General features: G+C 66.8%; 28 protein-coding genes. 20 read left to right on the forward strand and 8 right to left on the reverse strand.

Going from position 1 to position 26,699, the window contains the following annotated elements; translation table 11 throughout:
* Positions 1–146 precede the first annotated feature (146 nt).
* From asd to CXK94_RS19945, 3 genes are all read right to left on the reverse strand, one after another.
* Positions 147–1,022 (reverse strand): archaetidylserine decarboxylase, encoded by an 876-nt coding sequence (gene asd / locus CXK94_RS19935; protein ID WP_102895604.1) that lies wholly within the window; start codon positions 1,020–1,022, stop codon positions 147–149.
* 11 nt (positions 1,023–1,033) lie between these two features.
* Positions 1,034–1,849 (reverse strand): rhodanese-like domain-containing protein, encoded by an 816-nt coding sequence (locus CXK94_RS19940; protein WP_102895605.1) that lies wholly within the window; start codon positions 1,847–1,849, stop codon positions 1,034–1,036.
* A gap of 296 nt (positions 1,850–2,145) precedes the next feature.
* Positions 2,146–3,660 carry an HDOD domain-containing protein gene (locus CXK94_RS19945; protein ID WP_102895606.1) on the reverse strand — a complete coding sequence of 505 codons (1,515 nt, stop codon included), beginning with the start codon at positions 3,658–3,660 and terminating at the stop codon, positions 2,146–2,148.
* 165 nt (positions 3,661–3,825) lie between these two features.
* Between CXK94_RS19945 and motA the strand changes: the two genes are divergently transcribed.
* Positions 3,826–4,677: a flagellar motor stator protein MotA gene (gene motA / locus CXK94_RS19950; RefSeq protein ID WP_102895607.1), complete on the forward strand. Its 852-nt coding sequence runs from the start codon at positions 3,826–3,828 to the stop codon at positions 4,675–4,677.
* Between the two features lie 9 nt (positions 4,678–4,686).
* Positions 4,687–5,679, forward strand: coding sequence for a flagellar motor protein MotB (gene motB / locus CXK94_RS19955; protein ID WP_102895608.1), 993 nt, complete (start codon positions 4,687–4,689; stop codon positions 5,677–5,679).
* Here the strand turns inward: motB and rsgA are convergent.
* Positions 5,673–6,704, reverse strand: a complete 1,032-nt coding sequence (gene rsgA / locus CXK94_RS19960; RefSeq protein ID WP_102895609.1) for a small ribosomal subunit biogenesis GTPase RsgA — start codon at positions 6,702–6,704, stop codon at positions 5,673–5,675. The genes motB and rsgA overlap by 7 nt on opposite strands.
* 115 nt (positions 6,705–6,819) lie before the next feature.
* Between rsgA and CXK94_RS19965 the strand changes: the two genes are divergently transcribed.
* Both CXK94_RS19965 and orn read left to right on the forward strand, forming a co-directional pair.
* Positions 6,820–7,623, forward strand: a complete 804-nt coding sequence (locus CXK94_RS19965; protein WP_102895610.1) for a class I SAM-dependent methyltransferase — start codon at positions 6,820–6,822, stop codon at positions 7,621–7,623.
* Between the two features lie 28 nt (positions 7,624–7,651).
* Positions 7,652–8,194 carry an oligoribonuclease gene (orn, locus tag CXK94_RS19970; protein WP_037042689.1) on the forward strand — a complete coding sequence of 181 codons (543 nt, stop codon included), beginning with the start codon at positions 7,652–7,654 and terminating at the stop codon, positions 8,192–8,194.
* Positions 8,195–8,370: 176 nt separating this feature from the next.
* Here the strand turns inward: orn and CXK94_RS19975 are convergent, their stop codons facing one another.
* From CXK94_RS19975 to CXK94_RS19985, 3 genes are all read right to left on the reverse strand, one after another.
* Complete coding sequence (locus tag CXK94_RS19975) at positions 8,371–9,012, reverse strand: oxidoreductase (protein WP_037042691.1); 642 nt, start codon at positions 9,010–9,012, stop codon at positions 8,371–8,373.
* A 19-nt stretch (positions 9,013–9,031) separates the two neighbouring features.
* Positions 9,032–10,711 carry a C13 family peptidase gene (locus CXK94_RS19980; RefSeq protein WP_037042693.1) on the reverse strand — a complete coding sequence of 560 codons (1,680 nt, stop codon included), beginning with the start codon at positions 10,709–10,711 and terminating at the stop codon, positions 9,032–9,034.
* Positions 10,712–10,782: 71 nt separating this feature from the next.
* The gene (locus tag CXK94_RS19985; RefSeq protein ID WP_102895611.1) at positions 10,783–11,238 is read right to left on the reverse strand and encodes a MaoC family dehydratase; all 456 of its coding nucleotides are present in this window, start codon (positions 11,236–11,238) and stop codon (positions 10,783–10,785) included.
* 169 nt (positions 11,239–11,407) lie between these two features.
* Between CXK94_RS19985 and CXK94_RS19990 the strand changes: the two genes are divergently transcribed.
* Genes CXK94_RS19990 through CXK94_RS20000 form a run of 3 tightly spaced genes read left to right on the forward strand, consistent with a single transcriptional unit; the run spans position 11,408 to position 13,078 of the window.
* Entirely contained in the window at positions 11,408–11,770 is a 363-nt protein-coding gene (locus CXK94_RS19990; protein ID WP_037042696.1) for a CidA/LrgA family protein, read from the forward strand.
* 5 nt (positions 11,771–11,775) lie between these two features.
* Positions 11,776–12,486 carry an LrgB family protein gene (locus tag CXK94_RS19995; RefSeq protein ID WP_164838464.1) on the forward strand — a complete coding sequence of 237 codons (711 nt, stop codon included), beginning with the start codon at positions 11,776–11,778 and terminating at the stop codon, positions 12,484–12,486.
* 10 nt (positions 12,487–12,496) lie between these two features.
* Positions 12,497–13,078: an LON peptidase substrate-binding domain-containing protein gene (locus CXK94_RS20000; protein ID WP_037042699.1), complete on the forward strand. Its 582-nt coding sequence runs from the start codon at positions 12,497–12,499 to the stop codon at positions 13,076–13,078.
* 154 nt (positions 13,079–13,232) lie between these two features.
* On the opposite strand, the gene CXK94_RS20005 is transcribed toward CXK94_RS20000, so the two are convergent.
* Complete coding sequence (locus CXK94_RS20005; RefSeq protein ID WP_102895613.1) at positions 13,233–14,552, reverse strand: bifunctional DedA family/phosphatase PAP2 family protein; 1,320 nt, start codon at positions 14,550–14,552, stop codon at positions 13,233–13,235.
* 218 nt (positions 14,553–14,770) lie between these two features.
* Here CXK94_RS20005 and CXK94_RS20010 point away from each other — a divergent pair, with 218 nt between their 5' ends.
* The 13 genes from CXK94_RS20010 (at position 14,771) to CXK94_RS20070 (ending at position 26,358) form a co-directional block, all read left to right on the forward strand.
* Positions 14,771–16,036, forward strand: coding sequence for a glutamate-5-semialdehyde dehydrogenase (locus CXK94_RS20010; protein ID WP_102895614.1), 1,266 nt, complete (start codon positions 14,771–14,773; stop codon positions 16,034–16,036).
* Entirely contained in the window at positions 16,036–16,695 is a 660-nt protein-coding gene (gene nadD, locus CXK94_RS20015) for a nicotinate-nucleotide adenylyltransferase (protein ID WP_102895615.1), read from the forward strand. Before CXK94_RS20010 ends, nadD begins: the two co-directional genes overlap by 1 nt.
* A gap of 15 nt (positions 16,696–16,710) precedes the next feature.
* On the forward strand, positions 16,711–17,070 hold the full coding sequence (gene rsfS, locus CXK94_RS20020) for a ribosome silencing factor (protein WP_037044532.1): 360 nt from the start codon (positions 16,711–16,713) through the stop codon (positions 17,068–17,070).
* Positions 17,071–17,072: 2 nt separating this feature from the next.
* Complete coding sequence (rlmH, locus tag CXK94_RS20025) at positions 17,073–17,540, forward strand: 23S rRNA (pseudouridine(1915)-N(3))-methyltransferase RlmH (protein WP_037044531.1); 468 nt, start codon at positions 17,073–17,075, stop codon at positions 17,538–17,540.
* Between the two features lie 18 nt (positions 17,541–17,558).
* Positions 17,559–19,448 (forward strand): penicillin-binding protein 2, encoded by a 1,890-nt coding sequence (gene mrdA, locus CXK94_RS20030; protein WP_102895616.1) that lies wholly within the window; start codon positions 17,559–17,561, stop codon positions 19,446–19,448.
* Positions 19,445–20,590, forward strand: a complete 1,146-nt coding sequence (rodA, locus tag CXK94_RS20035) for a rod shape-determining protein RodA (RefSeq protein WP_102895617.1) — start codon at positions 19,445–19,447, stop codon at positions 20,588–20,590. The genes mrdA and rodA overlap by 4 nt, the downstream gene beginning before the upstream one ends.
* A 47-nt stretch (positions 20,591–20,637) precedes the next feature.
* On the forward strand, positions 20,638–21,615 hold the full coding sequence (gene mltB, locus CXK94_RS20040) for a lytic murein transglycosylase B (protein WP_037044530.1): 978 nt from the start codon (positions 20,638–20,640) through the stop codon (positions 21,613–21,615).
* A gap of 2 nt (positions 21,616–21,617) precedes the next feature.
* Positions 21,618–22,598, forward strand: a complete 981-nt coding sequence (locus CXK94_RS20045) for a septal ring lytic transglycosylase RlpA family protein (RefSeq protein ID WP_102895618.1) — start codon at positions 21,618–21,620, stop codon at positions 22,596–22,598.
* Between the two features lie 47 nt (positions 22,599–22,645).
* Positions 22,646–23,803 carry a D-alanyl-D-alanine carboxypeptidase family protein gene (locus CXK94_RS20050; RefSeq protein WP_102895619.1) on the forward strand — a complete coding sequence of 386 codons (1,158 nt, stop codon included), beginning with the start codon at positions 22,646–22,648 and terminating at the stop codon, positions 23,801–23,803.
* Positions 23,804–23,868: 65 nt separating this feature from the next.
* Complete coding sequence (locus CXK94_RS20055) at positions 23,869–24,153, forward strand: DUF493 domain-containing protein (RefSeq protein ID WP_037044528.1); 285 nt, start codon at positions 23,869–23,871, stop codon at positions 24,151–24,153.
* Positions 24,153–24,809, forward strand: coding sequence for a lipoyl(octanoyl) transferase LipB (gene lipB, locus CXK94_RS20060; RefSeq protein ID WP_102895620.1), 657 nt, complete (start codon positions 24,153–24,155; stop codon positions 24,807–24,809). The genes CXK94_RS20055 and lipB overlap by 1 nt, the downstream gene beginning before the upstream one ends.
* Positions 24,802–25,779 carry a lipoyl synthase gene (gene lipA, locus CXK94_RS20065; protein ID WP_037044525.1) on the forward strand — a complete coding sequence of 326 codons (978 nt, stop codon included), beginning with the start codon at positions 24,802–24,804 and terminating at the stop codon, positions 25,777–25,779. Before lipB ends, lipA begins: the two co-directional genes overlap by 8 nt.
* A 234-nt stretch (positions 25,780–26,013) precedes the next feature.
* The gene (locus CXK94_RS20070; protein WP_037044523.1) at positions 26,014–26,358 is read left to right on the forward strand and encodes a hypothetical protein; all 345 of its coding nucleotides are present in this window, start codon (positions 26,014–26,016) and stop codon (positions 26,356–26,358) included.
* Positions 26,359–26,699: the final 341 nt, after the last annotated feature.

The raw sequence follows: 26,699 nt of genomic DNA on the forward strand, positions 1-26,699 counted from the left end.
GCAGGGGTAATGTGAACTCTATCAATATCTGCCGGCACGGGCAGGACTGAATGATGGCTCAATGATATTACCCGACGTTCGGTAGCAGTCGGCCACCGAATGGCGTCGCGAATGTGATTGTCGTCGCGCTCCGTGGCAGGCGGTTTTCAGGCCGGGGTCGCGGGCTCCTGCGCCTGCCCCAGGGCTTCGCCCATGCATACCGGGCTCAGCGGGCCGAGCTGTTCGGCCCAGCGTACCTGATCGGGGCCGAACAGCAGGACGACGGTGGAACCCAGCTTGAAGCGGCCCATCTCGGCGCCTTTCTCCAGGTGGATGGGCGCGCGTGCGGCTTCGTCGTAGCGGAAGGACTTGAGGCTGCGCTTGGGCGGCGTTACCAGGCCGGCCCAGACGGTTTCGATGCTGGCGACGATCATCGCGCCGACCAGCACCATCGCCATCGGCCCGTGCTCGGTGTCGAACAGGCAGACCACGCGCTCGTTGCGCGCGAACAGTTCCGGCACGCCCTGGGCGGTGACGGTGTTGACCGAGAAGATCCGTCCCGGCACGTAGACCATCTCGCGCAGGGTGCCGCTGACCGGCATGTGCACGCGATGGTAGTCCTTGGGCGAGAGGTACACCGTGGCGAAGGCGCCGCCCATGAACGGCGCGGCGCGCTGGTGATCGCCGCCGAGCAGTTCCGTGGCGCTGAAACTATGACCCTTGGCCTGGAAGATGCGGCCCTGCTCGATCCTGCCGAGCTGGCTGATGGCGCCGTCGCAAGGGTTGAGGATCGCGCCGGGGGTGGGATCCAGCGGCCGGGCGTCATCCTTCAGGGCGCGGGTGAAGAAGGCATTGAAATGCTCGTAGGCGGTCGGCTCTTCGACCTGTGCCTCGCGCATGTCGACCTGGAAGTGGCGGACGAACCACTTGATGAAGGTGTTCTTCACCCAGGGCAGGCGGCACTCGGCCAGGCAACCGGCCAGGCGCGAGACGAGGTGGTGCGGCAGCAGGTACTGGCTGATGACGAACAGACGATCTTTCATGGATGACCTTTTCATTGCTGGACCGGCGTATCGGGCAGGTTGCCCCACTCGCCCCAGGAGCCGGCATAGCCCTTTACCCGGGGGTAGCCCAGCGCCTTGGCCAGCAGGTAGGTGAGGCCAGAACGGTGGTGGGTCTGGCAGTGGGTGATGATTTCCTTCTCCGGCACGATGCCCAGGGCCTGCAGCCGTTCGGCGATGTCCTCGCGGATGCGCAGGGCGCGCGCGGGGTCCATGGCGGCGGTCCACTCGAAGTTGATCGCGCCGGGAATGTGCCCGCCGCGGGCGGAGAAGCACTTTTCGCCACGGTACTCGGCGGGGGAACGGGCATCCCAGATCACCAGGTCGTCGGCGCCGAGGCGGCTTTCGATGTAGGCGCGGGTCGCCGTGGGCGCGTCGTCCAGTTGCAGTTCGACCGGCGCGCTGCCGGCGCTCGGCACCTGCCGGGTCAGCGGCCGCTGTTCGGCCAGCCAGGCAGGCAGGCCGCCATTGAGGTAGTGGTAGCGGTGATGGCCGATCACGTCGAGCAGCCAGATGAAACGCCCGGCCCAGCCGCCACCCTCATCGTCGTAGACCACGTAGACCGCCTCGGGGCGATGGCCCAGGGCGCCGAACAGGGCCTGCAGCTGCGCCGGTTTGGGAGCCAGCCCGGGCGCAGGCGGTTGGCCGCGCTGGGTTTGCCTGGGGTCGACGAAGTGCGCGCCGGGCAGGTGCCCTTCGGCATAGCGGGTGGCGCTGGTCAGATCGATCAGGATCAGTTCGGGGGCCTCCAGGCGCACGGCCAGGTCGGCGGGCTCGATCACCAGCGGCAGGTTGGAAAAGGCGGACACGGCGGGCCTCGGCAAGTCGTTCAAGGGGCGAAGTCTAGCGAAAAAAAGGCACAGGGTCTGTCGGCGTTTCGCCGTAATCGATAAGTCAGCGACGTGCCGTAGGGCGGGGTGCGCCCGCCAGGCATGTGCCGGGTTTCGGGCGCGAGTCCGTGCGTGCGCTGGGCTGCGCTGTGTCTGCTGCCGGGAGCGATTAGGTAACGCATTTGGCCTGCAGGTTGGGTTGAGGCGCGCAGCGCCGAAGCCCAACGGGCGAAGTGCAAGGCAGGCGCGAAGCCCGTGCCCTGCACTCGGTGAGGCTAGCTCTCACGCCGGCTGAAGGTGCCCAGCGCGCGCTCGAGGCACTGCGCCGTCTTGGTGAACGTCTGCAGCGTGGTCTCGCTGAAAGCGGATCCCCCCTGGTCGGCGATCACCAGCATCAGCACGCGACTGTCGATGCCCACTGAGCGCAGCAGCAGGTGTTCGCCGGCGAACAGGGCTTTCAGCGCGCCGGGCAGCAGGGCGGAGAACTGGGCCATGTTGGCCGGTTGCAGGCGCAGCTGGACGGGTTTTTCCAGCAGCCGGCGCAGGACCTGGCTCTGCTCCGGCGCCAGCGTCAGGCGTGAGGCTTCGCTGGCGAGGCCGATGCATTGCTGGGTCACCAGGCGGTTCTGCTTGCGATCGACCAGCATCACCAGCACGCGCTGCATGCCGCCGCAGGCGAAGGCCTGGCTGGCGCTGGCGGTGAGTTGCAGCACGTTGCTGAAGGGCGTCGGCTCGGTCAGCAACTGCCGGCAGTGCTCGCGCCACCTGGCAAGGTCCTGGGTGCTGGGCATGGGTGCCTCGCGCAGGCTCTGGAAGCGGCTGTCGGTCGGCCACAGCAGGCCCTGGGCGGGATGCCAGAGGTCGGTGTGGCCGATCGCCCGGGCGCTGATGACCGCCTGCTGGTGCACCAGTTGTTGCAGCTCGTCCAGCGGCAGCTGCAGGTACAGGCCTGCCAGGCGCTGCCAGCGCAGGCTGTGCACGCCGCCCCAGCTGTGGTGCGAAGACAGCGCCAGGCCGTTGGCCAGGACGATGGTGTTGCTCGGCAGCGTCAGCCAGCGGCGCAGGTCCGGGTCGGCGTCGAGCATCTGCTGCTGATGCAGGGGGTGCGCGTTGTCACGGGCGATATGCAGGGCCTTGATCAGCATGCGCCGGTTGCCGCCGAGCAGGCGGTAACCCTGGACGATCCAGTCCGGCAGGCGCCAGTGCTCGGCCAGCTTCAGGCACAGCTCCAGCAGCGGCACCCCGAGCAGTTCGCGCTCGACGCGGCTGGCCGGCTCGCCCTTGACCAGCACCCGCTGTTCCCAGCTTTCCAGCAACTGCGGACAGGCGCAAACCAGGGCCCAGGTCGGCGCAAGGAACAGCAGGCTGCCCCAGTGGATGTCCTGCCACAGGCGGGCGAGGCGGGCACCGAACAGGCCATTGGCCTGCTGGCTGGCATGACGGCTGATCAGCACCATCTGCCGCAGCGGCAGGGGGATATCCCGGGCTTCGCTGGCCGGGATGCGGCTCAGCAGCGTTTCCGCACGCTGCAGGCCGATGCGGCTGAGCGCGACCTCCAGGCTTTCCGCCGGTTGGCCATCGCCGATCCCGCGGTTGGCTTCCTGGATGAAGCGCAGCGCCAGCACCGGGCTGGTCTGGATGATCTCGGCGATCTGGCGCATCGACATGCCGCTGTCGCGCAAGGCCAGGCGTACCTTGGCATGAACGTCCGCGAAAGCGGGGAGATGAACATCGTCGAGTGCCTTGATCCAGGCGGGAAGTGTGCGTGGCAGCGGAGAGAGTGTGGTCATGGCCGAACTAGCTTTTCATCGGGATGGCCTTTAGTCTGGCGCAAAAGTTCCGATAACCAGAACAATTCTTCCAATACACCCCTTCGCCATGTCGTCGCGCGGTTATGCCGGGCGTTGCTGCCTGGCGTCCTGGCGGCTCGTGAGCAGGTTTCAGACGTACCCCCTATGGTAAAAATCATTGGCATCATCGTCGTGTTCGCCAGCGTCCTCGGTGGCTTCGTGCTGTCCGGCGGCAAGCTCGGCGCGCTCATTCATCCCTTCGAGATCATGATCATCGGTGGCGCGGCGCTCGGTGGTTTCCTGCAGGCCAACCCGGCGAGCACGACCATGGTGGTGTTCAAGAAGGCGCTGAAGATGTTCAGCACGCGCTTCACCCATGCCTATTACCTGGAAGTGCTCGGCCTGCTCTACGCCATCCTCAACAAGAGCCGCCGCGAAGGCATGATGGCAATCGAGGCGGATCTCGAGGATCCGGCCGCCAGCCCGCTGTTCAGCAAGTACCCCGGCGTCCTGCAGGACGCGCGGATGACCGCCTTCACCTGCGATTACCTGCGCATCATGTCCTCCGGCAACATGGCGCCGCACGAGCTGGAAGGGTTGTTCGACATGGAGCTGGCCAGCCTCAAGGAGGAGCTCGAGCACCCCTCCCATGCGGTGGCGAAGATCGCCGACGGCCTGCCGGCGATGGGTATCGTCGCGGCGGTATTGGGCATCGTGATCACCATGTCGATCCTGGCGGATGCCAACAATGCCGAAATCGGTGAAAAGGTGGCGACGGCGCTGGTCGGTACCTTCCTCGGCATCCTCGCTTCCTATGGCTTCTTCAGTCCGCTGTCGGCGGCGCTGGAGCACGATGCCAAGGAAGAACTGAACCTGTACGAAGCGATCAAGGCAACCCTGGTGGCTTCGGCCTCGGGCATGCCGCCGTCGCTGGCCGTCGAGTTCGGTCGCAAGGTCCTGTATCCGGCGCATCGGCCGAGCTTCACCGAGCTCGAGCAAGCCATGCGAGGCAGCTAAGGGCCCGCCATGGACAACACCCAGCCGATCATCGTCAAACGCGTCAAGAAGACCGCCGGCGGCCATCACGGCGGCGCCTGGAAGATTGCCTTCGCCGACTTCGCCACGGCGATGATGGCGTTCTTCCTGGTGATGTGGCTGATGAGCTCGGCCACGCCGGAACAGAAACGGCTCATCTCCGGCTATTTCCAGGACCCGATCGGTTTCACCGAGAGTGCCAGCCCGCACGTCATCGACCTGGGCGGCACGCCGACGCCTTCGCCGGAGCGCACCCTCAACCCCGAGCTCGAGCCGGCGCAGAGTGAAGCGCAGGTCTCCGCCGACCAGGTGGAGACCTTCGCCGAGCAACTGGAGCGCGAACGCCTCGAACTGCTGCTGCAGGAGCTGCAGAACAAGGTCGACGAGAATCCGCAGCTGAAGCGCTTCAAGGACCAGATTCTGTTCGAGATCACCCAGGACGGGCTGCGCATCCAGATCATGGATGCCGAGAACCGGCCGATGTTCGCCCTCGGCAGCGCCCAGCTGCAGCCCTATTTCGAGGACATCCTGCTGGCCTTGGTCGATACCATCGCCGCGGTGCCGAACAAGATCAGCATCAGCGGGCATACCGATGCCAAGCCGTATTCGGGGCGCAGCGACTTCGGCAACTGGGAGCTCTCGGCCAGCCGTGCCAATGCGGCCCGCCGCACGCTGGTCGGCGGTGGCTATCCGCAGGAGCAGATCGCCCGCGTGGTGGGCTACGCCTCTTCCGCGCTGTTCGATCGCAAGGACCCGTTCAACCCGGTCAATCGGCGCATCGACATCCTGGTCCTGACCAAGAAGGCGCAGCGCTCGATCGAGGGCGAGCAATCCGATGCACACGACCCGCCGGAGAACGGTTCGGTGCCGGCAGCCGAGCCGCTACAGCCCGCGCAGTTGCGCGAACGGTTGAACATCTTCGAGGATGGCGTGCTCGATTTCAGCCAGCCCGGCAAGCCTGCTGCGGGGGCTGCGCGTCAGTAGTCCGGCTCCGGCAGGCTGCTGAGTATGTGCCGGTAGCTGGCCATCCGCTGTGGCTGGATGCGACCTTCCTCCAGGGCCTTGAGCAGCGCGCAGCCCGGTTCGCGGTCGTGCTTGCAGTCGCGGAAGCGGCAGTGCCCGAGCAGCGCCTGGAATTCGATGAAGCCCGCCTCCACGTCGGCCCGGCTGACATGGCCGAGGCCGAACTCGCGGATGCCGGGGGAGTCGATCAGCTCGCCGCCGCCGGGGAAATGGTACAGCCGCGCGGTGGTGGTGGTGTGGGTGCCCTTGCCGGTCATTTCCGACAGCGCGCCGACCCGCGTATCGACCCCCGGCAAAAGACTGTTCACCAGCGAGGATTTGCCCACCCCGGACTGCCCGACGAAGACGCTGACGTGCTCATCGAGACGTGCCTTCAGGTCTTCCATGCCACCGCCGCCGTGGGCCGAGACTTCCAGCAGCGGGTAACCCAGCTGGCGATAGACGTCCAGCAGGCGGTTCAGCGCCGCCTCGTTGTGCTGGTCGATCAGGTCGGCCTTGTTCAGCAGCAAGAGTGGCGCGATGCCGGCGTGTTCGGCGGCGATCAGGTAGCGATCGATCAGATTGGCGTGTGGTTCGGGCAGCGGCGCGAAGACGATCACGATCAGGTCGACGTTGGCCGCCACCGGCTTGAGCTGGCCACGCATGTCCGGCCGGCAGAGTTCCGACTGCCGCGGCAACTGCGCGACGATGACGCCGATGCCCTGGTTGCCGGGGCGCCAGACCACGCGATCGCCGGTGACCAGCGCCGGCAGGTTGGCACGCAAGTGGCAGCGAGACACCTGGCCGGCCTGCTCGCCCTCGAGTGCCTCGACTTCGACCTGTACGCCGAAGTGCGCGATGACCAGGCCGCTCTGCTCGGGGCCGAGATCGCCGCCTTCGAGCTCTTCGAGGACGCGGGATTCGCGCCGCGCGGCGCGGGCCGCACGCTCTTCCTGGATCTTCTCGATGCGCCAGCTCTGCCGGCGGTTGAGTTGGCGTTTGGCCATGAATGCGGGCTTTCAGCGGATGATGGGCGGCGAGTCTAGCATGCCCACGTCGATGCCCTGTCTGGCGCGTGCGCCGGCGGGTAGACTGGCGGTCCCTTCCGTGATCGATGCCGCCATGCCCGCCATTGCCCCTGCGCGTCTACCGATCCTGCGTGCGCTGCTGGCGCAGTTGCTGGCCGTGGCGCTCGTCTGGCTGCTGTTGCTGGGCTTCGCCCGCTGGGACATCCGCCCCGGGCTTCTGGGCGCGGCGTTGCTGCAGGGCGGTGTCGCCGCATGGCTGGGCCAGCGCCTGGGGCTTTCGCCGTGGTGGCTGCCGATCAACCTGGCCTTCGTGCCGGGGCTGGTGCTGCTGCACGGCCAGCATGTCCCGGGCTGGCTGCCGCTCGGCGCCTTCGCCCTGTTGCTGCTGCTCAACTGGAATGCCTTCGGCGAGCGGGTGCCGCTGTATCTGAGCGGCGCCGCGGCGGAGCGGCAGCTGCAGGTCCGGCTGGCGACGTTGCCGGCCGGTTTTCGCTTCATCGACCTGGGTTGCGGGCTGGCCGGTACCTTGCTGCGGCTGGCGCGCGCGCATCCCGCGGGGCAATTCGTCGGGGTGGAAACCGCACCGCTGCCTTTCGCCCTGTCCTGGTTGCGCTGCCTGCGCCAGCCCAACTGCAGCATCCGCCTGCGCAGCCTGTGGCGGGTCGACCTGGGCGACTACCAGGTGGTCTACTGCTTCCTCTCGCCGGCGCCGATGCCGGCGCTGTGGCAGAAGGCGCGGAACGAGATGCGCCCCGGCGCATTGCTGATCAGCAACAGCTTCGCGGTGCCGGGTGTCGAGCCGGCGCAAATCCTGCCGCTGGACGACTGGCGACACTCGCGGTTGCTGGTCTGGTATCCCGGCGGCACGGCACCTGACGGCTCCGGTGCAAGCGGCTAAACTGCGCGGCACAGCCAAGGAGCCTCCCATGCAGAACCCGCAGAACCTCATCTGGATCGACCTGGAAATGACCGGGCTGGACCCGGACAACGACGTCATCATCGAAATGGCCACCATCGTCACCGACAGCCAGCTCAACGTGCTGGCCGAAGGTCCGGTCATCGCGGTGCACCAGAGCGACGAGGTGCTGGCCCGCATGGACGAGTGGAACACCCGCCAGCACGGCGGTTCCGGCCTGACCCAGCGCGTGCGCAAGAGCCTGATCTCGACTGCCGAGGCGGAACAGCTGACCCTGGCGTTCCTCGAGCAGTGGGTGCCCAAGGGCAAGTCGCCGATCTGCGGCAACAGCATCTGCCAGGACCGCCGCTTCCTCTATCGGCAGATGCCGGCGCTGGAAGCCTATTTCCACTACCGCAACCTGGACGTCTCGACGCTCAAGGAACTCGCGGCACGCTGGGCGCCGCAGATCATGGGCGGTTTCAAGAAGAGCGGCACGCACCTGGCCCTCGACGACATCCGTGATTCCATCGCCGAGCTGCGGTACTACCGCGAGCATTTCATCAAGGTCTGAAAGAGCAGCTGCAAGCGGCGAGCCATAAGCTGCAAGAAAAAGCCTGGCGAGGTCGTAGGGTGGATCACGCTTCACCGATCCACCGGGCGGGGTCAAGGTGGATGTAAAAAGCGACATCCACCCTACGCCGCTGCCGAAGGCTTGAAGCTTGAAGCTTGAAGCCCGAAGCCCGAAGCCTACTTCCCCAGCTTCCTCAATTCATCCGATTCGACGATCCGCACGCCGTCGCCTTCCTCCAGCGCCAGGCGCCAGAGCGCGCGGGCCAGGGTGCAGGCCTCGATGCCGTGGTATTTGCCCGGCAGCAACTGCGACAGCGGCGCGGCGATGCGCTCGGCCAGGCGCAGCTCCAGGCGCGGGCCGAGCAGCTGCGAGGGGCGGGCGATGGTCAGTTGCGGCCAGTCCTGTTGCTGCAGCGCCGCTTCCATCTCGCCCTTCACCCGACAATAGAAGATCGAACTGTCCGGGTCGGCGCCCAGCGAGCTGATCACCAGCAGGTGGCGCGCGCCCAGCTCGCGGGCGCGGCGGGCGAAGGCCACCACCAGGTCATGGTCGATGGCGCGAAAGGCGTCGTCGCTGCCGGCCTGCTTGCGCGTGCTGCCGAGGCAGCAGTAGGCGGTGTCGATCTCGCCGGACAGCTGCGGCAGCAAGGCGCGCAGTTCGCCGACCGGGTTTTCCAGGCGCGGGTGGGCGGCCAGCGGCTTGCGCGTGGGCGCCAGCACGCGCTCGACGGTGGGCTCGTTGAGCAGGCGATCGAGCAGGTGCTCGCCAGCCAGTCCGGTGGCGCCGGCAAGCAGAATACGCTGTGGCGTCAGATACATGCTTTCGCTCCTGTGGCGATCATTGAGTGGTCGCGGTTCGCTGCCGCTGAACGTGCCGCCAGCGTTCGACAACCGTTTCGGGCGCCCATATCTGCGGTTCCGAAGCCTGATAGTCGTCGGCGCGCTCGCGTTCGGCAACCTTGGCCTTCGCCAGCGTGAAGGCCTGCACGATATCGTCGGTCTCCTGCAGCGCCTCGGCGAACAGCGCGCGGCCGAAATAGGTGAAGTCGCTTTCCTCCGAGCAGCCGAAGGACACCCGGTCGGCGCGCGCGGCGGTCATCACCAGGGTGCGCGGGCTCTTCAGCGGTTCGATGAAGCCGCCCGAATAGCAGGCGGAAATCACCACCAGCGTATCGCGGGCCGCGAGCGGCTCCAGCAACTGCGCGAGGTCCTGCGCGGAAAGGTCGTCGAGGCTCAGGCGCGGTTGCTCGAGCACCAGTTGGTGATCCGCCGAGCCATGGCTGGTGAGGTAGAGGAAGATCAGGTCTTCCTCGCCGCTGCGTTCGGCCAGTGCGCGGATCGCCCGCGCCAGGTTCTCGCGGGTGGCCAGCGGCCGGTCGCTGAGGTGGTCGCGGTGGTTGGCCAGGCTGAGCTGCCCGTGGGCGGCGAAGCGCTCGCCGAGCAGGCGCTGCACGTAGTCGGTTTCGCGCAGGAACACACTCTGGCGGCCGTCGCCGGCGACGGTCAGCGAGTAGAGCTCCGCCGCCGCGGTAGAGGCGGGCAGGGCGGCGATGGCCTCGTCGAGCAGCCGCCCCTGGTCGAGCAGGGCGAGTTCCAGCGGGTCCGGCAGCGCCCGGCCCTGTTCGTCGCGGATACGTCGGTCGTTGCGCCAGACGCCGCGCTGCCGGCTGCCGTCGGCGAGCGTCAGCACGCCTTCACCGGCGAAGCGGCCCTGGCGGAAGCCGCCGGTGTAGAAGCTGCCGTCCGGACGGTCGAGGCGGCCCTGGCCATGGTAGCGCCAGTGCTGGAACTGGCCGGCATAGCGGCTGCCGTCGCTGGCGAGGTGGCTGCCGGTGCCGTTCAGCTCGCCGTGCTCGAAGGTGCCGCTCCAGACGTTGCCTTGGGTGTCCTCGTAGCGGCCCTGGCCGTGGAACTGGTCATGCTCGAACTGGCCGCTGTAGCGCTCGCCGCTGCTGGCCAGGTAGCTGCCTTCGCCGTTCAGGCTGCCGTCGCGGAAGTCCCCGGCGAACTGGCCGTCGGTGTCGCTGCGGGTGCCGGGGCCCTGCGGCTGGCCCTTGCTGAAGAGCCCCTGGTGGCGCAGGCCGTCGGCATATTCCAGGCTGCCCTGGCCGTGATAGAGGTTGTCGCGGAATTCGCCCTCGTAGACCGTGCCGTCCTGGCTGAAGCGCCCATGACCATGCATGCTGCCGCGCTGGAATTGCCCTTCGTAGACACCGCCTTCGGCATAGCTGAAGCGGCCGAGGCCGTCGAACAGGCCGTGCCTGAACTCGCCCTCGTAACGGTCGCCATTGGCGCCGGACCAGCTGCCCAGGCCGTGCCACTGGCCATCCTTGAATTGCCCGAGGTAGTAGCTGCCATTGGGGTAGTCGATGCGGCCGCTGCCCTGCAGCAGGCCATCGACCACCTCGCCGCGGTAGCGCCCGCCATCGGGCAGTACGGCATTCGGCGGGGTGAGGGGTTCGCCCTCGCCGCAGGCGGCGAGCAGGCAGGTCAGCAGTAGCGGGAGAAGGCGACGCATGCGGGCATCCGCTCAGGCAGGATGTCCGCAGTATGCCGCAAACGCGGCGGGCTGCGACATTCGCGCGCAGCTCAGAGAATGCACAGCGCCAGGGTTTCGGCGATGTAGGCGGGTTTTTCCGAGCCCTCGATCTCCATCTCGGCACGCGCCTTGAGCAGCCACTGGCCGGGATTCTTCTCATAGGCGTCGAGCAGCGTCAGTGCCAGGCGCACCCGCGAGCCGACGCGTACCGGCTGGATGAAGCGCAGGCTGTCGAGGCCGTAGTTGACGCCCATCCGGGTGCCCTCGGGGACCACCAGCAGATCGCCCATCAGCATCGGCATCAGCGACAGCGAGAGGAAACCGTGGGCGATGGTGCCGCCGAACGGCGTCTGCGCGGCTTTCTCGGGGTCGACGTGGATGAACTGGTGGTCGCCGGTGCAGTCGGCGAACTGGTCGACGCGTTGCTGGTCGATGGTGAACCAGGCGGAGCGGCCCAGCTCCTTGCCGATATGGTCCTTGAGCTGTGCGACGGGTACTTGTGGCATGCGGCCTCCGGGGTTTTTCTTGTGATTGGCGTTGGGGCTGCGACCTAGATCAGCGTGCAGCGCGCATCGGGGCAAGCAGCATCGGCGGCGCGAATGACCCGCCATAGCGCGGCGCGGGCGTCTGCCGGCGTTGCGGCTTATACTGGCGGACATTTGCCGGAGGCTCCCCATGCTGCTTAGAGGCCTGACCTGGCTGGTCGTGTTCCAGCTGCTCGGCACCGTGCTCAACGTGCTGTTCCTGCCCATGCTGCCGGGGCCGATCATCGGGCTGGTGCTGCTGTTCGCCGGGCTGCTGGCACGTGGCCGGGCCAGCGAGTCGCTGCAACTGGCGGCGAGCAGCTTGCTGCGTTACCTGCCGTTGCTGCTGGTGCCGCCGGCGGTGGGTGTGATGGCCTATACCGAGGAGATCCTCGCCGATTTCTGGGCGATCGTCGGAGTATTGGTGATTTCGCTGCTGGTCTCGCTGGTCTTCACCGGTTGGCTGATGCAGCTGTTGATCGGGCGCAAGCAGCGCCGCCAGGAGCGCGCATGATGCAATTGCACTGGCACGCGGCCTGGCAGGCGCTGATCCATCACCCGCTGTTCGGCGTGGGCATCACCCTGGTGATCTTCCAGCTGGCCTATGCGGCCTACGAGAAGACCCGCTGGGTGTTCCTGCAGCCGGTGCTGGTGTCGATGACGCTGATCGTCGGCGTGTTGCTGCTCTGCGGCCTCGACTACGCGGAATACCGCATCAGCGCGCAATGGCTGACGATCCTGCTGGGACCGGCCACGGTAGCGCTGGCGGTGCCGCTGTACCTGAACCTGCGGCGTATCCGCGAGCTGTTCGGGCCGATCGTGATCACCCTGCTGGTCGCCGGGACCTTCGCCACCGCGCTGGGCATGGCGCTGGCCTGGGCGTTCGGCGCCGACGAGATGATCCTGATGACGCTGGCGCCGAAGTCGGTGACCTCGCCGATCGCCATGCTGGTGGCCGAGCAGATCGGCGGCGTGGTGGCGCTGGCAGCGGTGTTCGTGATGATCACCGGCGTGCTCGGGGCGATTCTCGGTCCGGAACTGTTGCGCCGTTTCGGGGTTCAGCATCCTGCGGCCCGCGGTATTGCCCTGGGCCTGACCGCCCACGCCGTGGGCACCGCGCAGGCGCTGCAGGAAAGCGACGAGTGCGGTGCCTTCGCGGCGCTGGCCATGAGCCTGATGGGGGTGATGACCGCGGTGCTGCTGCCGCTGGCCGTAGCCCTGTTGCTGTGATGGAGCTTGCATGAGATTGCCGTTGTTTCCGCTGGATACCGTGCTGTTTCCCGGCTGCATCCTCGACCTGCAGATCTTCGAGGCGCGCTACCTGGACATGGTCAGCCAGTGCCTGAAGGCCGGGCATGGCTTCGGCGTGGTGCGCATCCTCGAGGGCCGCGAGGTCGGCGCGGCGCCGACGGCGTTCGCCGCTGTCGGTTGCGAGGCGCTGATCCGCGACTGGCAGCAGTTGTCCAATGGCCTGCTCGGCATCCGCGTCGAAGGCGGGCGGCGTTTCGACGTGCAGTCGTTCGAGGTGCTGCACGACCAGTTGACCGTGGCCCAGGTGAACTGGCGCGCCGAACTCGCCGAGCGGCCGCTGACCGGACAGCATGCCGATCTTGCGGTGTTGCTCGAAGCGCTCGGCCAGCATCCGATGGTCGAGAGCCTCGGCATGGGGCGGTCGGCCACTGGGCAGCGGGCGCTGGCCAGCCAATTGGCCTATCTGTTGCCGTTCGAGGCCGAGCAGAAGATCGAATTGCTGGGGCTGGATGAGCCGGAGCTGCAGCTGGAGCAGATCCAGATCCTGCTCGAGCGGTTGCAGGAGGGTTAGGGTCTGTTGGCGTTTCGTACGAGCGCGTAGGTTGGGTCGGGGCGCGCAGCGACGAAGCCCAACATGTCCATGCCGATCCGATCCCTATTGGGCTTCGCTGCGCTCAGCGCCAACCTACTCGCGAACCCCCGGTCGCATCCATGACGCGCCAGATCTACTGATACCGATACATCTGCATCGCCGTCGGTAATGCCCAGATGCTGAACGCGCCGAGCAGGCCGAGGCAGGCCGGCAGGACCAGCCACCACACCCTGGGCGACAGTGCCGCCAGCGGGCTGCGCCATTGCACCAGGGTCAGGCTGGCCGCGCAGATGCCGGCGGCGAGCAGCGCGCCGGCGGTGACGTCGGTGGCCCAGTGCACGCCCAGGTAGACCCGCGAGAGGGCGATGGCGGTTGCCGGCAGGCAGGCCAGTAACAGCCAGGCCAGGCGCAGGCGCGGCGGCTGGTCGCGGCCGGCGAGCACGCCGAGGGTGAGGAAGAAGGCGAAGGCCGCCGAGCTGTGCCCGCTGGGGAAGCTGTAGCTGCTCAGCGGCTCCATGAGCACCTCGGGGCGGACACGGGCGAACGCCGCCTTCAGCGCGCCGTTGGCCAGCGCGGTGCCGAGCAGGGTGAGGATGGCGAACAGCGCCGCGCGCCACTGTCGCGACAGCAGCAACAGCGCACCGAGCAGCACCCCGGCCCACAACTGGGTGTGGAAGTCACCGGCGCGGGTGACGACCACCATCTGCCGGTCGAGCAGCGCGCTGCGTTCGCCCTGGATGACCGCGAGCAGGCCCTCGTCGAGTTCCTTCAGGTGCGGCCAGCCGAGGAACAGCCCGAGCAGGATCGCCAGGCTCAGCCCGGCTGACAGCGCGCTGACCCAACGCAATTGCCGCAGACTGCCGAGCACCGTTGCCGTGACCAGTATCAGCAACGCCCCGATGACCATTGCCGCCTCGCTCCAGAAGCCTTCGGCCAGCGGCAGCCGCCAGGCGGCGCCGGCGCTCCAGCCGGGCAACAGGTAGGCCATCGACCAGCCGGCCGCGGCGCACAGGCTGACCAGCAGGAAGCGGCCGAAGGGCATGTCGAGCATGCCGGCGGTCATCGGCAGCATGGGCCGCAACGGGCCGATGAAACGCCCCACCAGCAGGCTGGCGACGCCATAGCGCTGGAAATAGTGCTCGGCGCGCAGCAGCCATTCGGGATGGTCGCGCAGGCCGCGCAGGCTGCGGATACCCTGGTGATAACGGCGGCCGAGGGCGTAGGACAGCAGGTCGCCGGTCAGCCCGCCGATGAAGCCCAGCACCAGCGTTTCGCCGAGGCTCAGCACGCCGCTGCCGGCCAGCACGGCGATGGCGAAGATCAGGACGGTACCGGGAACGAGCAGGCCGACCACGGCCAGGCACTCCATGCAGGCTACCGCGAGCAGGGCCAGGCCCAGCCATTGCGGATGGGCGGCGAGCCACTGGGTGAGGGTGTCGAGCCATTGGCTCATTCGGCATTCCTTGAGTCGGGACGGCCTTTCGACCTGGCCACGGGACCATGGGTTTCGTCGGGCGATGATAGCGTCGTCCGCCCTGGCCGCGGCGGCACGAACGGCGCCCGTGCCGATGCGTAGCGGGGATTCGTCGTCCTTTCGCCCGGCGCCGCTGTGCGCGGGCAGCCGGGGTGGCTATAATCAGCCGCTTTCCCTTCAGTCAGGCCAGCAAGACCATGACCGAGTCCGTGCTCGACTACATGACCCGCCTGGGCCGCGCCGCGCGCGAGGCCTCGCGGGTGCTCGCGCGTGCCAGCACCGCGCAGAAGAACCGTGCCCTGCAGGCCGCCGCCGCCGCGCTCGACGCCGCCCGCGACGAGCTGGCCGCCGCCAACCAGAAGGACCTGGCCGGTGGCCGCGCCAACGGCCTGGATGCGGCGATGCTCGATCGCCTGGCACTGACGCCCAAGGTGATCGACGGCATGATCGAAGGGCTGCGCCAGGTCGCCGCGCTGCCGGACCCGATCGGCGAGATCCGCGACATGCGCTACATGCCGTCGGGTATCCAGGTCGGCAAGATGCGCGTGCCGCTGGGCGTGGTCGGGATCATCTACGAGTCGCGCCCCAACGTGACCATCGATGCCGCCAGCCTGTGCCTGAAGTCGGGCAACGCGACCATCCTGCGCGGCGGTTCCGAGGCGATCCATTCCAACCAGGCGATCGCCCGCTGCATCCAGCTGGGCCTGGCCGAAGCCGGGCTGCCGGCTGCTGCCGTGCAGGTGGTGGAGACCACCGACCGCGCCGCGGTCGGCGCACTGATCGCCATGCCGGAATACGTCGACGTGATCGTGCCGCGCGGCGGCAAGGGCCTGATCGAGCGTATCAGCCGCGACGCCAAGGTGCCGGTGATCAAGCACCTGGACGGCATCTGCCACGTCTACATCGACGTCGCCGCCGATCTGGACAAGGCCATTCGCATCGCCGACAACGCCAAGACCCAGCGCTACGCGCCGTGCAACGCCATGGAGACGCTGCTGGTGCACGGCGCGCTGGCCGCGCAGGTGCTGCCGCCGCTGGCGGCCATCTACCGCGACAAGGGCGTCGAGCTGCGCGGTTGCCCGCGCACCCGCGAACTGCTCGGCCGCGACGTGCTCGAGGCCAGCGAGGAGGACTGGGCCACCGAATACAACGCGCCGATCCTGTCGATCCGCATCGTCGATTCGCTGGACGCGGCCATCGAGCACATCAATCGCTATGGCTCGCAGCACACCGACGCGATCGTCACCGAGAGCTTCAGCGACGCCCGGCGTTTCCTCACCGAGGTCGACTCCAGCTCGGTGATGGTCAACGCCTCGACGCGTTTCGCCGATGGCTTCGAGTACGGCCTGGGGGCGGAGATCGGCATCTCCACCGACAAGCTGCACGCCCGCGGCCCGGTCGGCCTGGAAGGGCTGACCAGCGAGAAGTACGTGGTCTTCGGCGACGGTCACGTGCGCACTTGATGACGCGACGCAACGGCGCCCGACGCATCGGTATTCTCGGTGGCACCTTCGATCCGGTACACATCGGCCACCTGCGCGGTGCGCTGGAGGTGGCCGAGATGTTCGGCCTCGACGAGCTGCGGCTGGTCCCCAATGCCCGGCCGCCGCATCGCGATACGCCCAGCTGCTCGGCGCAGGACCGCCTGGCCATGGTGCGCCTGGCGGTGCAGGACCTGCCGCCGCTGTGCGTGGATGCCCGCGAGCTGGAGCGGGAAAAACCGTCCTACACCATCGATACGCTGATTTCCCTGCGTGCCGAACTGGCGGCGGACGACCAGTTGCTGCTGGTGGTGGGCTGGGACGCCTTCTGCGGGCTGCCCACCTGGCATCGCTGGGAGGAGCTGCTCGAGCACTGCCATATCCTCGTGCTGCAGCGGCCGGATGCCGGTAGCGAGGCGCCGCAGGAACTGCGCGATCTGCTCGCCGCGCGCAGCGTGCCCGATCCGCAGGCACTGTACGGCGGCAGCGGGCAGATCGCCTTCGTCTGGCAGACGCCGCTGGAGGTGTCCGCCACACAGATTCGCCAATTGCTGGCCAGCGGCAAGTCGGTCCGATTCCTGGTTCCCGATGCCGTACTGGCTTATATCAACGCGCACGGGCTGTACCGGGCGTCGAACTGAGGTTGTTTCCACGTTATGCAAACCGAAACTTTGGTCCAGCTGGCGATCGCCGCCCTGGAAGACCTGAAAGGCCAGGACATCACCACCATCGATGTGCGCGGCAAGACCAGCGTCACCGATTACATGATCATCGCCAGCGGCAATTCCAGCCGGCACGTCAAGTCGCTGGCCGAGAACGTGCTGGAGAAGGCCAAGGAGCAGGGCGTGCGCCCGCTGGGCAGCGAAGGCCTGGAAGGCGGCGAATGGGCGCTGCTCGACCTCGGCGACGTGGTGGTTCACGTGATGCAGGTGCCGACCCGCCAGTTCTACGACCTCGAGCGCCTCTGGCAGGGTGCCGAGCAGAGCCGCGCGCAGCACGCTCACGATTCGGAGTAGGCGTGCGCATCAAGCTGATCGCCGTCGGCTCGAAGATGCCGCGCTGGGTCGAGGACGGCTGGCAGGAGTATGCCAAGCGCCTGCCCGCCGAGCTGCCGTTGGAGCTGCACGAGATACCGCTCAATACCCGCGGCAAGAATGCCGACGTGGCACGGTTGATTCGCCAGGAGGGCGAGGCCATGCTGGGCAAGGTCCAGCCGGGCGAGCGCATCGTCACGCTGGAGGTGCACGGCAAACCCTGGAGCACCGAGCAGCTGGCCGCGGAGCTGGAGCGCTGGCGCCTCGATGCGCGCAACGTCAACCTCATGGTGGGCGGCCCGGAAGGGTTGGCGCCGGAGGTCTGCGCGCGTAGCGAGCAGCGCTGGTCGTTGTCGCCGCTGACCCTGCCGCACCCGCTGGTGCGCATCCTGGTCGGCGAACAGATCTACCGTGCCTGGACGCTGCTGTCCGGTCATCCCTATCACAAGTAGTACGCGAACCCCTTCACGATGCCGCAACCGATTCAGCTCAAGGATCACGAGAAGGACGCCATCCTGGTGCGTCGCCGGGTCCTGGTGGGCCTTGCCTTCGTGTTGCTGCTGATCGGCGTGCTGGTGGCACGGATGTACTACCTGCAGGTGGTGCAGTTCGAGTACCACTCGACGCTTTCCGAGAACAACCGCGTCCACGTGCAGCCGATCCCGCCCAATCGCGGGCTGATCTTCGATCGCCAGGGCCGGGTCATCGCCGACAACCGGCCGAGCTTCAGCCTGACCGTGACCCGCGAGCGCGCCGGCGACTGGAAGGCCGTGCTCGATGTGGTGGTCGAAGTGCTGGCGCTGGGCGAGGAGGAGCGCGGGCTGTTCGAGAAGCGTGTGCTGCAGGGGCGCCGGCCGTTCGAGCCGGTGCCGATCATGTACGAGCTGTCGGAAGAACAGATCGCCCGTATCGCGGTGAACCAGTTCCGCCTGCCCGGCGTCGAGGTGGCGGCACAACTGGTCCGGCATTACCCGCAAGGTGCGCACTTCGCCCATTCGGTGGGCTATGTCGGGCGGATCAACGAGCAGGAGCTCAAGCAGCTCGATCCGGTCAACTACAGTGGCACGCACCACATCGGCAAGACCGGCATCGAGAAGTTCTACGAGGACCAACTGCACGGCCAGGTCGGTTACGAGGAGGTCGAGACCAATGCCCGTGGGCGGGTCCTGCGCGTGCTCAAGCGCACCGACCCGATACCGGGCAAGGACATCACCCTGTCGCTGGATCTCGATCTGCAGCAGGCCGCCGAGCAGGCGCTGGGCGGGCGCCGTGGGGCGATCGTCGCGCTGCTGCCGGATTCCGGCGAGGTGGTGGCGATGGTCAGCCAGCCGAGCTTCGACCCCAACCTGTTCGTCACCGGCATCAGCTTCAAGGACTACGGCGAGCTGCGCGACTCCATCGATCGGCCGCTGTACAACCGGGTGCTGCGCGGGCTCTACCCGCCGGGCTCGACCATCAAGCCGATGATGGCCGTCGCCGGGCTCGACGCTGGCGTGATCACGCCGAGCAGCCGGGTGTTCGACCCGGGCTTCTTCCAGCTGCCCAACGTGCAGCACAAGTACCGCAACTGGAACCGCAGCGGTGACGGCTGGGTCGACCTGGACCTGGCCATCGCCCGTTCCAACGACACCTATTTCTATGACATGGCGCATAAGCTGGGTGTCGACCGCATGCACGACTACATGACCCGCTTCGGCCTGGGCCAGCGGGTGTCGCTGGACATGTACGAGGAAACCGCGGGGCTGATGCCGTCGCGCGAATGGAAGCGTGCGCGCTATCGCCAGCCCTGGTATCCCGGCGAGACCGTGATCCTCGGCATCGGCCAGGGCTACATGCAGGCCACGCCGCTGCAGCTGGCCCAGGCCACGGCCCTGGTGGCCACCCGCGGCAAGTGGATTCGTCCGCACCTGGCGCGCAGCATCGATGGCGAACCGCCGGTGGATCCGGAGCCGCTGCCGGACATCGAACTGCGCGATCCGCGCTTCTGGGATTACGCCGCGCACGGCATGGAGCAGGTCCTGCACGGCCCGCGCGGCACGGCGCGCAAGGTCGGCGACAGCTCGGCCTACCGCATCGCCGGCAAGAGCGGTACCGCGCAGGTGGTGGCCATCCGGCAGGGCGAGAAGTACGACAGTGCCAAGCTGGCCGAGCGGCATCGCGACCATGCGTTGTTCGTCGCCTTCGCCCCGGTGCACGACCCGAAGATCGCCGTGGCGGTGATGGTCGAGAATGGCGAATCCGGTTCCGGCGTCGCCGCTCCGGTGGCCAAGCAGGTCATGGATGCCTGGCTGCTGGACGAGGAGGGCAAGCTCAAGGCCGAGTTCGCTCCGCCGCTGACCGCGGAGGGCAAGGCGCCATGAGCGGCAACTTCGACCGAACCCTGTCGCGCGACGACGTGCTGCGGCGCCGCGCCAGCCTGCTGCAGCGGCTGCATATCGACGGCCTGTTGCTGCTGCTGTTGCTGGTGCTGGCCGCCGGCAGCCTGTTCATCCTCTATTCGGCCAGCGGCAAGAACTGGGACCTGGTGATCAAGCAGGCGAGTTCCTTCGGCCTCGGCCTCGGCGCGATGCTGGTGATCGCCCAGTTCGAACCGCGCTTCATGGCGCGCTGGGTGCCGCTGGGCTACCTGGGGGTGGTGGCGCTGCTGATGGCGGTGGAGGTCGCGGGGCACACGGCGATGGGCGCCACGCGCTGGATCAACATCCCCGGGGTGATCCGCTTCCAGCCGTCCGAGTTCATGAAGATCATCATGCCGATGACCATCGCCTGGTACCTGTCGTCGCGCAGCCTGCCGCCGGGCATCAAGCACACCGCCATCAGCCTGGCGCTGATCCTGATTCCCTTCGTGCTGATCCTCAAGCAGCCCGACCTCGGCACGGCGCTGTTGATCCTCGCCTCGGGCGCCTTCGTGCTGTTCATCGGCGGGCTGCGCTGGCGCTGGATTATCGGCGCGGTGACCGCAGTGGTGCCCGTCGCAGTGGCCATGTGGTACTTCGTGCTGCGCGACTACCAGAAGCAGCGCGTGCTGACCTTCCTCGACCCTGAAAGCGATCCGCTGGGCACCGGCTGGAACATCATCCAGTCGAAGGCGGCGATCGGCTCGGGCGGGGTGTTCGGCAAGGGCTGGCTGGCCGGCACCCAGTCGCACCTGGATTTTTTGCCGGAAAGCCATACTGACTTTATCATCGCGGTGCTCGCCGAGGAGTTCGGCCTGGTGGGCGTCTGCCTGCTGCTGCTGGTGTACGTGCTGCTGATCACCCGCGGGCTGATGATCACCGTGCAGGCGCAGACATTGTTCGGAAAACTGCTGGCCGGCGCGTTGACGATGACATTCTTCGTTTACGTTTTCGTCAATATCGGTATGGTCAGTGGGCTGCTGCCGGTGGTGGGGGTGCCGTTGCCCTTCATCAGCTATGGTGGAACTTCATTGGTGACCCTGCTGTCAGGGTTCGGGGTTTTGATGTCGATCCACACCCATCGCAAGTGGATCGCGCAGGTTTGATAAGAGTGAATTCGTTGATTTCATTACGGCGTGGCTGGGTGGCACGGATGCTCGGGGGCATGGGCTTGGCTGGCGCTGTCGTGGGGGCCCAGCCGCTGTCGGCGGCGGACTACGCGGGGCCCAACGTGCACGAGTTCGTCGCCGAGATGACGCGCGACTACGGCTTCGCCGGCGAGCAGCTGCTCGCGCTGTTCGCTCAGGCCGAACGCAAGCAGGTCATCCTCGATGCCATTTCGCGGCCGGCCGAGCGGGTCAAGCCGTGGAAGGAATACCGGCCGATCTTCATCACCGACTCGCGCATCGCCCAGGGCGTCGACTTCTGGCGGGAAAACCACGAGGCGCTGGCGCGTGCCGAGGCCGAATACGGCGTGCCGCCGGAAGTGATCGTCGCCATCATCGGCGTGGAAACCTTCTACGGGCGCAACACCGGCAACTACCGGGTCATCGACGCGCTGTCCACGCTGGGCTTCGATTACCCGCCGCGCCAGCCGTTCTTCCGCCAGCAGCTCAAGGAGTTCCTCCTGCTCGCCCGCGAGGAGCAGGTCGATCCGCTCGCGCTCAAGGGCTCCTACGCCGGCGCCATGGGCCTGCCGCAGTTCATGCCGAGCAGCTTCCGCGCCTATGCGGTGGACTTCGACGGCGATGGCCACATCGACATCTGGAACAACCCGGTGGATGCCATCGGCAGCGCCGCCAGCTACTTCAAGCAGCACGGCTGGGCGGCCGGCGAGCCGGTGGTGGCGCGCGCCGAGGTGTCCGGCGAGCGCTACGAGCAAGGCCTGAGCGCCGGCCTGGAACCGCTGAAGAATGTCGCCCAGCTGCGCGAGCTGGGCTGGCGCTTCGAGCAACCGGTGGCCGATGAAACGGCCGTGACGGCCTTCCGCCTGGAAGGCGCCGAAGGCGACGAATACTGGCTGGGCCTCCCCAACTTCTACGTCATCACGCGCTACAACCGCAGCGTGATGTACGCCATGGCGGTCCATCAGCTGGCCCAGCAACTGGCCGAAGCGCGAGGCGCACAATGACGATGACGCTCCATTCCCGATGGCTGGCGCTGGGTATCGCCGGCGCGCTGCTGGCTGGTTGCTCCTCGAGCCCGGCGCCGACCGGCCCAGTGGACAAGGCCAGCGGTCCCGGCGATTACGCCCGTCCGCACAAGGATGGCGCGCCCTGGTGGGACGTGGATGTCTCGCAGATCCCGGACGCGATCCCCATGCCGCACTACGGGCCGGTGAAGGCCAACCCCTACACCGTGCTGGGCAAGACCTACTACCCGATCAGCGACGGCCGCCGCTATTCGGCCACCGGAACCGCCTCCTGGTACGGCACCAAGTTCCACGGCCAGCCGACCGCCAACGGCGAAAAATACGACCTGTACGGCATGAGCGCGGCGCACAAGACCCTGCCGCTGCCGAGCTACGTCAAGGTCACCAACCTGGACAATGGCAAGAGCGTGACCTTGCGGGTCAACGATCGCGGGCCGTTCTATTCCGATCGCATCATCGATCTTTCCTTCGCCGCGGCGAAGAAGCTCGGCTATGCCGAAAGCGGGACCGCGCGGGTGAAGGTCGAAGGTATCGATCCGCAGGCGTGGTGGGCCGAGCAGGGACGGCCGGTGCCCACGGTGCTGGCGCAACCGCAACTGGCTTCGGCCCAGCCGGGCAGCCGCCTGGCACAGCCCATCGAGCAATACACGCCACCGCCCCAGCAGCATGCCGCCGCTGTCGTGCCGATCGAGATCGACGCAAAAAAAAACGCTTCGCCCGCAGTCTCTGGCCTGTTTCTCCAGGTCGGCGCCTTCGCCAATCCGGATGCGGCACAGCTGCTCAAGGACAAGCTGAGCGAGGTGGTCTCTGCGCCGGTCTTCATCAGCTCGGTGGTGCTCAACCAGCAGACCCTGCATCGGGTACGCCTGGGCCCCATCGGCACGCCGGATGAGGTCATGCAGCTCGAACAGAGCGTCCGCCTGGCCAACCTGGGGCAGCCCAGGCGTGTCACGGCCGACTGAGCCGCACCCTTCAATACCCTGTTTCACTTCACCAATTCGAGATTCGGATGAACATCACCAGCTTCGTTAATCGCTTCGTTATCCTCGCCTTGCTGACGCTCGCTCCGGCCGCCTGGGCCGCCTCGATCGTGCCGTCGGCGCCGCAGCTGGCGGCCAAGTCCTACATGCTGATGGACGCGGCCAGCGGCGAGGTGCTGGTGGAGCACAACGGCGACGAGCGCCTGCCGCCGGCCAGCCTGACCAAGCTGATGACCGCCTACATCGCCACACTGGAAATCCAGAAGGGCCAGATCAGCGACAGCGACATGGTCACCGTCAGCGAGAAGGCCTGGCGCACCGGCGGCTCGCGCATGTTCATCCAGGTCAATACCCAGGTCTCGGTGGACGATCTGCTGCACGGCATCATCATCCAGTCCGGCAATGACGCCAGCGTGGCGATGGCCGAACACATCGCCGGCAGCGAAGAAGCCTTCGCCGACCTGATGAACAGCACCGCGCAGCGCCTGGGCATGAGCAACACGCATTTCGTCAATGCCACCGGCCTGCCGAACCCGGACCACTACTCCTCGGCCCACGACATGGCCAAGCTGGCCCGCGCGATCATCTATGCGGACCCGGCGCACTACGCGATCTATGCGCAGAAGGAGTTCTTCTGGAACAACATCAAGCAGCCCAACCGCAACCTGCTGCTGTGGCGCGACAAGACCGTCGACGGCCTGAAGACCGGGCATACCGAAGAAGCCGGCTATTGCCTGGTGGCATCCGCGGTGCGCGACGACATGCGCCTGGTTTCCGTGGTGTTCGGCACCGACAGCGAGCAGGCGCGCGCCGCCGAGACGCAGAAGCTGCTGACCTACGGCTTCCGCTTCTTCGAGACCCGCACCTTCTACCAGAAGGGCCAGGAGCTGGCACAGGCGCAAGTCTGGAAGGGCCGGCAGGACAAGCTCAAGGCCGGCCTGGCCCAGGACCTGACCATGACCCTGCCGCGCGGCCAGGTGGAAAAGCTGGAGGCGGTGATGAGTTTCGATGGCACCCTGATCGCGCCGATCCAGCAGGGCGACGTGATCGGCAAGGTCGAGGTCAAGCTGGACGACAAGGTGCTGCGTAGCAGCGACCTGGTCGCCCTGGAGGCCGTCGAAGAAGGTGGGCTGTTCCGGCGTTTTTGGGATAGCATTCGCCTGTTCTTCTACAGCCTGTTCAACTGACCACGCTCGAGCGCGCCCTGGCCCATCCGGCCGCGGCGCGCCTGCGGATCACGAGTCCGTTCGCCATGACCGATAGCCAAAACGATATTCCCGCACCCAAGATCGATTTCCCCTGCGAGCGCTACCCGATCAAGGTGATCGGCGATGCCGGCGAGGGTTTCCGCGAAGCCGTGATCGAGGTGATCCAGCGCCACGCGCCGGACTTCGACGAAACCACGGTGGTCACCCGCGACAGTCGCAATGGCCGCTTCCTTTCGCTGCAGGTGCTGATCACCGCCACCGGCGTCGAGCAATTGCAGGCCATTCACGTCGACCTGCGCGCCACCGGTCGTGTTCACATGGTGCTGTGATGACCCACGACGTGGGTGTGCGTGAGCTGGGACTGGTCGACTATCGCACCGCCTGGCAGGCGATGCAGCATTTCACCAACAGCCGCGGGCCCGACAGCGGCGATGAGATCTGGCTGCTGCAGCATCCGTCGGTATTCACCCAGGGCCAGGCGGGCAAGGCCGAGCACCTGCTGTTCCCCGGCGACATCCCGGTGGTGCAGGTCGACCGCGGCGGCCAGGTGACCTACCACGGCCCCGGCCAGCTGGTCGGCTACCTGCTGCTGGACGTGCGCCGGCTCGGTATCGGCGTGCGCGAGCTGGTCAGCCGCATCGAACGCAGCTTGATCGATCTGCTCGCCGAATATGGCGTCGAGGCGCTAGCCAAGCCGGAGGCGCCGGGCGTCTACGTCGACGGCGCGAAGATCGCTTCCCTGGGCCTGCGCATTCGCAACGGCCGCTCCTTCCACGGCCTGGCGCTGAACGTGGACATGGATCTCGAACCCTTCCGGCGCATCAATCCCTGCGGTTATGCAGGGCTGACCATGACCCAGCTGCGTGACCTGATCGGTCCGGTCGACTTCTCTGAAGTACTCGACCGGCTGCGGGCGCAACTGGTCCGGCAGCTCGGATACGCGCAACAGAAGACCCTCGCGGGCGGAATCGAAGCATATGAGTAGTGTAGAAACGGCAGGCAAGCGGCCGGCCAAGGTGGAGGCGGGCGTCAAGCTGCGCGGAGCGGAGAAGGTCGCGCGGATTCCGGTGAAGATCATTCCCACCGACGAACTGCCGAAGAAGCCCGACTGGATCCGGGTACGCATCCCGGTTTCCCCCGAGGTCGATCAGATCAAGCAGACCCTGCGCAAGCACAAGCTGCACAGCGTCTGCGAGGAAGCCTCCTGCCCGAACCTGGGCGAATGCTTCTCCAGCGGCACCGCCACCTTCATGATCATGGGCGACATCTGTACCCGCCGTTGCCCGTTCTGTGACGTCGGCCATGGCCGCCCCAACGCGCTGGACCCCGACGAGCCGAAGAACCTCGCCCAGGCCATCGCCGACATGCGCCTGAAGTACGTGGTGATCACCTCGGTGGACCGCGACGACCTGCGTGACGGCGGCGCCCAGCACTTCGCCGATTGCCTGCGCGAGATCCGCAAGCTGTCGCCCGGCATCCAGTTGGAAACCTTGGTGCCGGACTATCGCGGACGCATGGAGATCGCCCTGGACATCACCGCCAGCGAGCCGCCGGACGTGTTCAACCACAACCTGGAAACCGTACCGCGGCTGTACAAGTCCTCGCGCCCGGGCTCGGACTTCGAGTGGTCGCTGGACCTGCTGGAGCAGTTCAAGCAGCGCGTGCCGGGCGTGCCGACCAAGTCGGGGCTGATGCTCGGCCTGGGCGAGACCGACGACGAGGTCATCGAGGTCATGCAGCGCATGCGCGAGCACGACATCGACATGCTGACCCTCGGCCAGTACCTGCAGCCCTCGCGCAACCACCTGCCGGTACAGCGCTTCGTCCATCCCGACACCTTCGCCTGGCTTGCCGAGGAAGGCATGAAGATGGGCTTCAAGAACATCGCCTCCGGCCCGCTGGTGCGCTCCTCGTACCACGCCGACCAGCAGGCGCACGGCGCCAAGCAGGACTGAAACCCCGCTCCAGCCCTGCCCGGCGCTTCCAGAAAACCGCGTTGACGGCACCGTCGTCTGCGCGGTTTTCCGCTTTGTGCGGGGCGCATTCGTGGCGGGTGGCTCGGCCAATGCCGAGGGGTGGGGCGGGGCCTGAGAAATGGTTGGCAAGAAAATTGCGGCATTTCACCGCATTAGACTTTGGTCTATAGTGGCTCCGTTTACACCACCGAGGCCAACCGAGGGCCACTGCAAATGAACGAACCCCAGTTAAAGACTTTGCTTGATGATCTGGATGCCGCGAAGGTCGAATGCGACGCGATGAGCCGCCTGGTCGTGACGCGCCTGGCCAAGCAGCATATTCCGTATCGAGCAATGTTGGGGCAGGTCGAGCTGGACGGTAAGGTGCTGTCGCCGCACTTCTGGGTGGAAGCCGACGGGTGCGTGATCGACTATCGGGCGCGCCAGCGCCTGGGGGGTGACCAGCGGGTACCGCATGGCGTGGTGCCGTGCGAGGCGGTGAAGGCCCATTACCAGGGCCAGCAGGTGGTCATCGATCCGTTGCCGGATTACCTCTATGAGGTTGCCATCAAGCACTGATGGCCTGCGGGTATCCGCTGCTATCGTCGATGGAAGAAAAAGCCCCGGTACGTTCGCCGTAATGCTGTTCACTTAACGACTCAAGCTGGATGTTGGATCTGTAGGAGCGGGCCACGCCCGCGATTCGCGCGCATGGCGCGCTCCTACAAAGTACTCTCCGTGCTTATCTGAACAGCATTACGCCCGGCATCCGGGTCTGTCCGCTGCGCGGCCAGACTTCCCTTGTAAGTCTTAACTTAGCCTGCTTCAGGCCGTACTTCCCTCTGGTTACGAGACCGTGAGAGAGCTTGGGTCGAAGCAGGTTTTTCTCCCCACTAGTCCGAACGGTTGCCTGGGTTTGA

The sequence above is a fragment of the Stutzerimonas stutzeri genome, assembly GCF_002890915.1.
Taxonomy (GTDB): domain Bacteria; phylum Pseudomonadota; class Gammaproteobacteria; order Pseudomonadales; family Pseudomonadaceae; genus Stutzerimonas; species Stutzerimonas stutzeri_AF.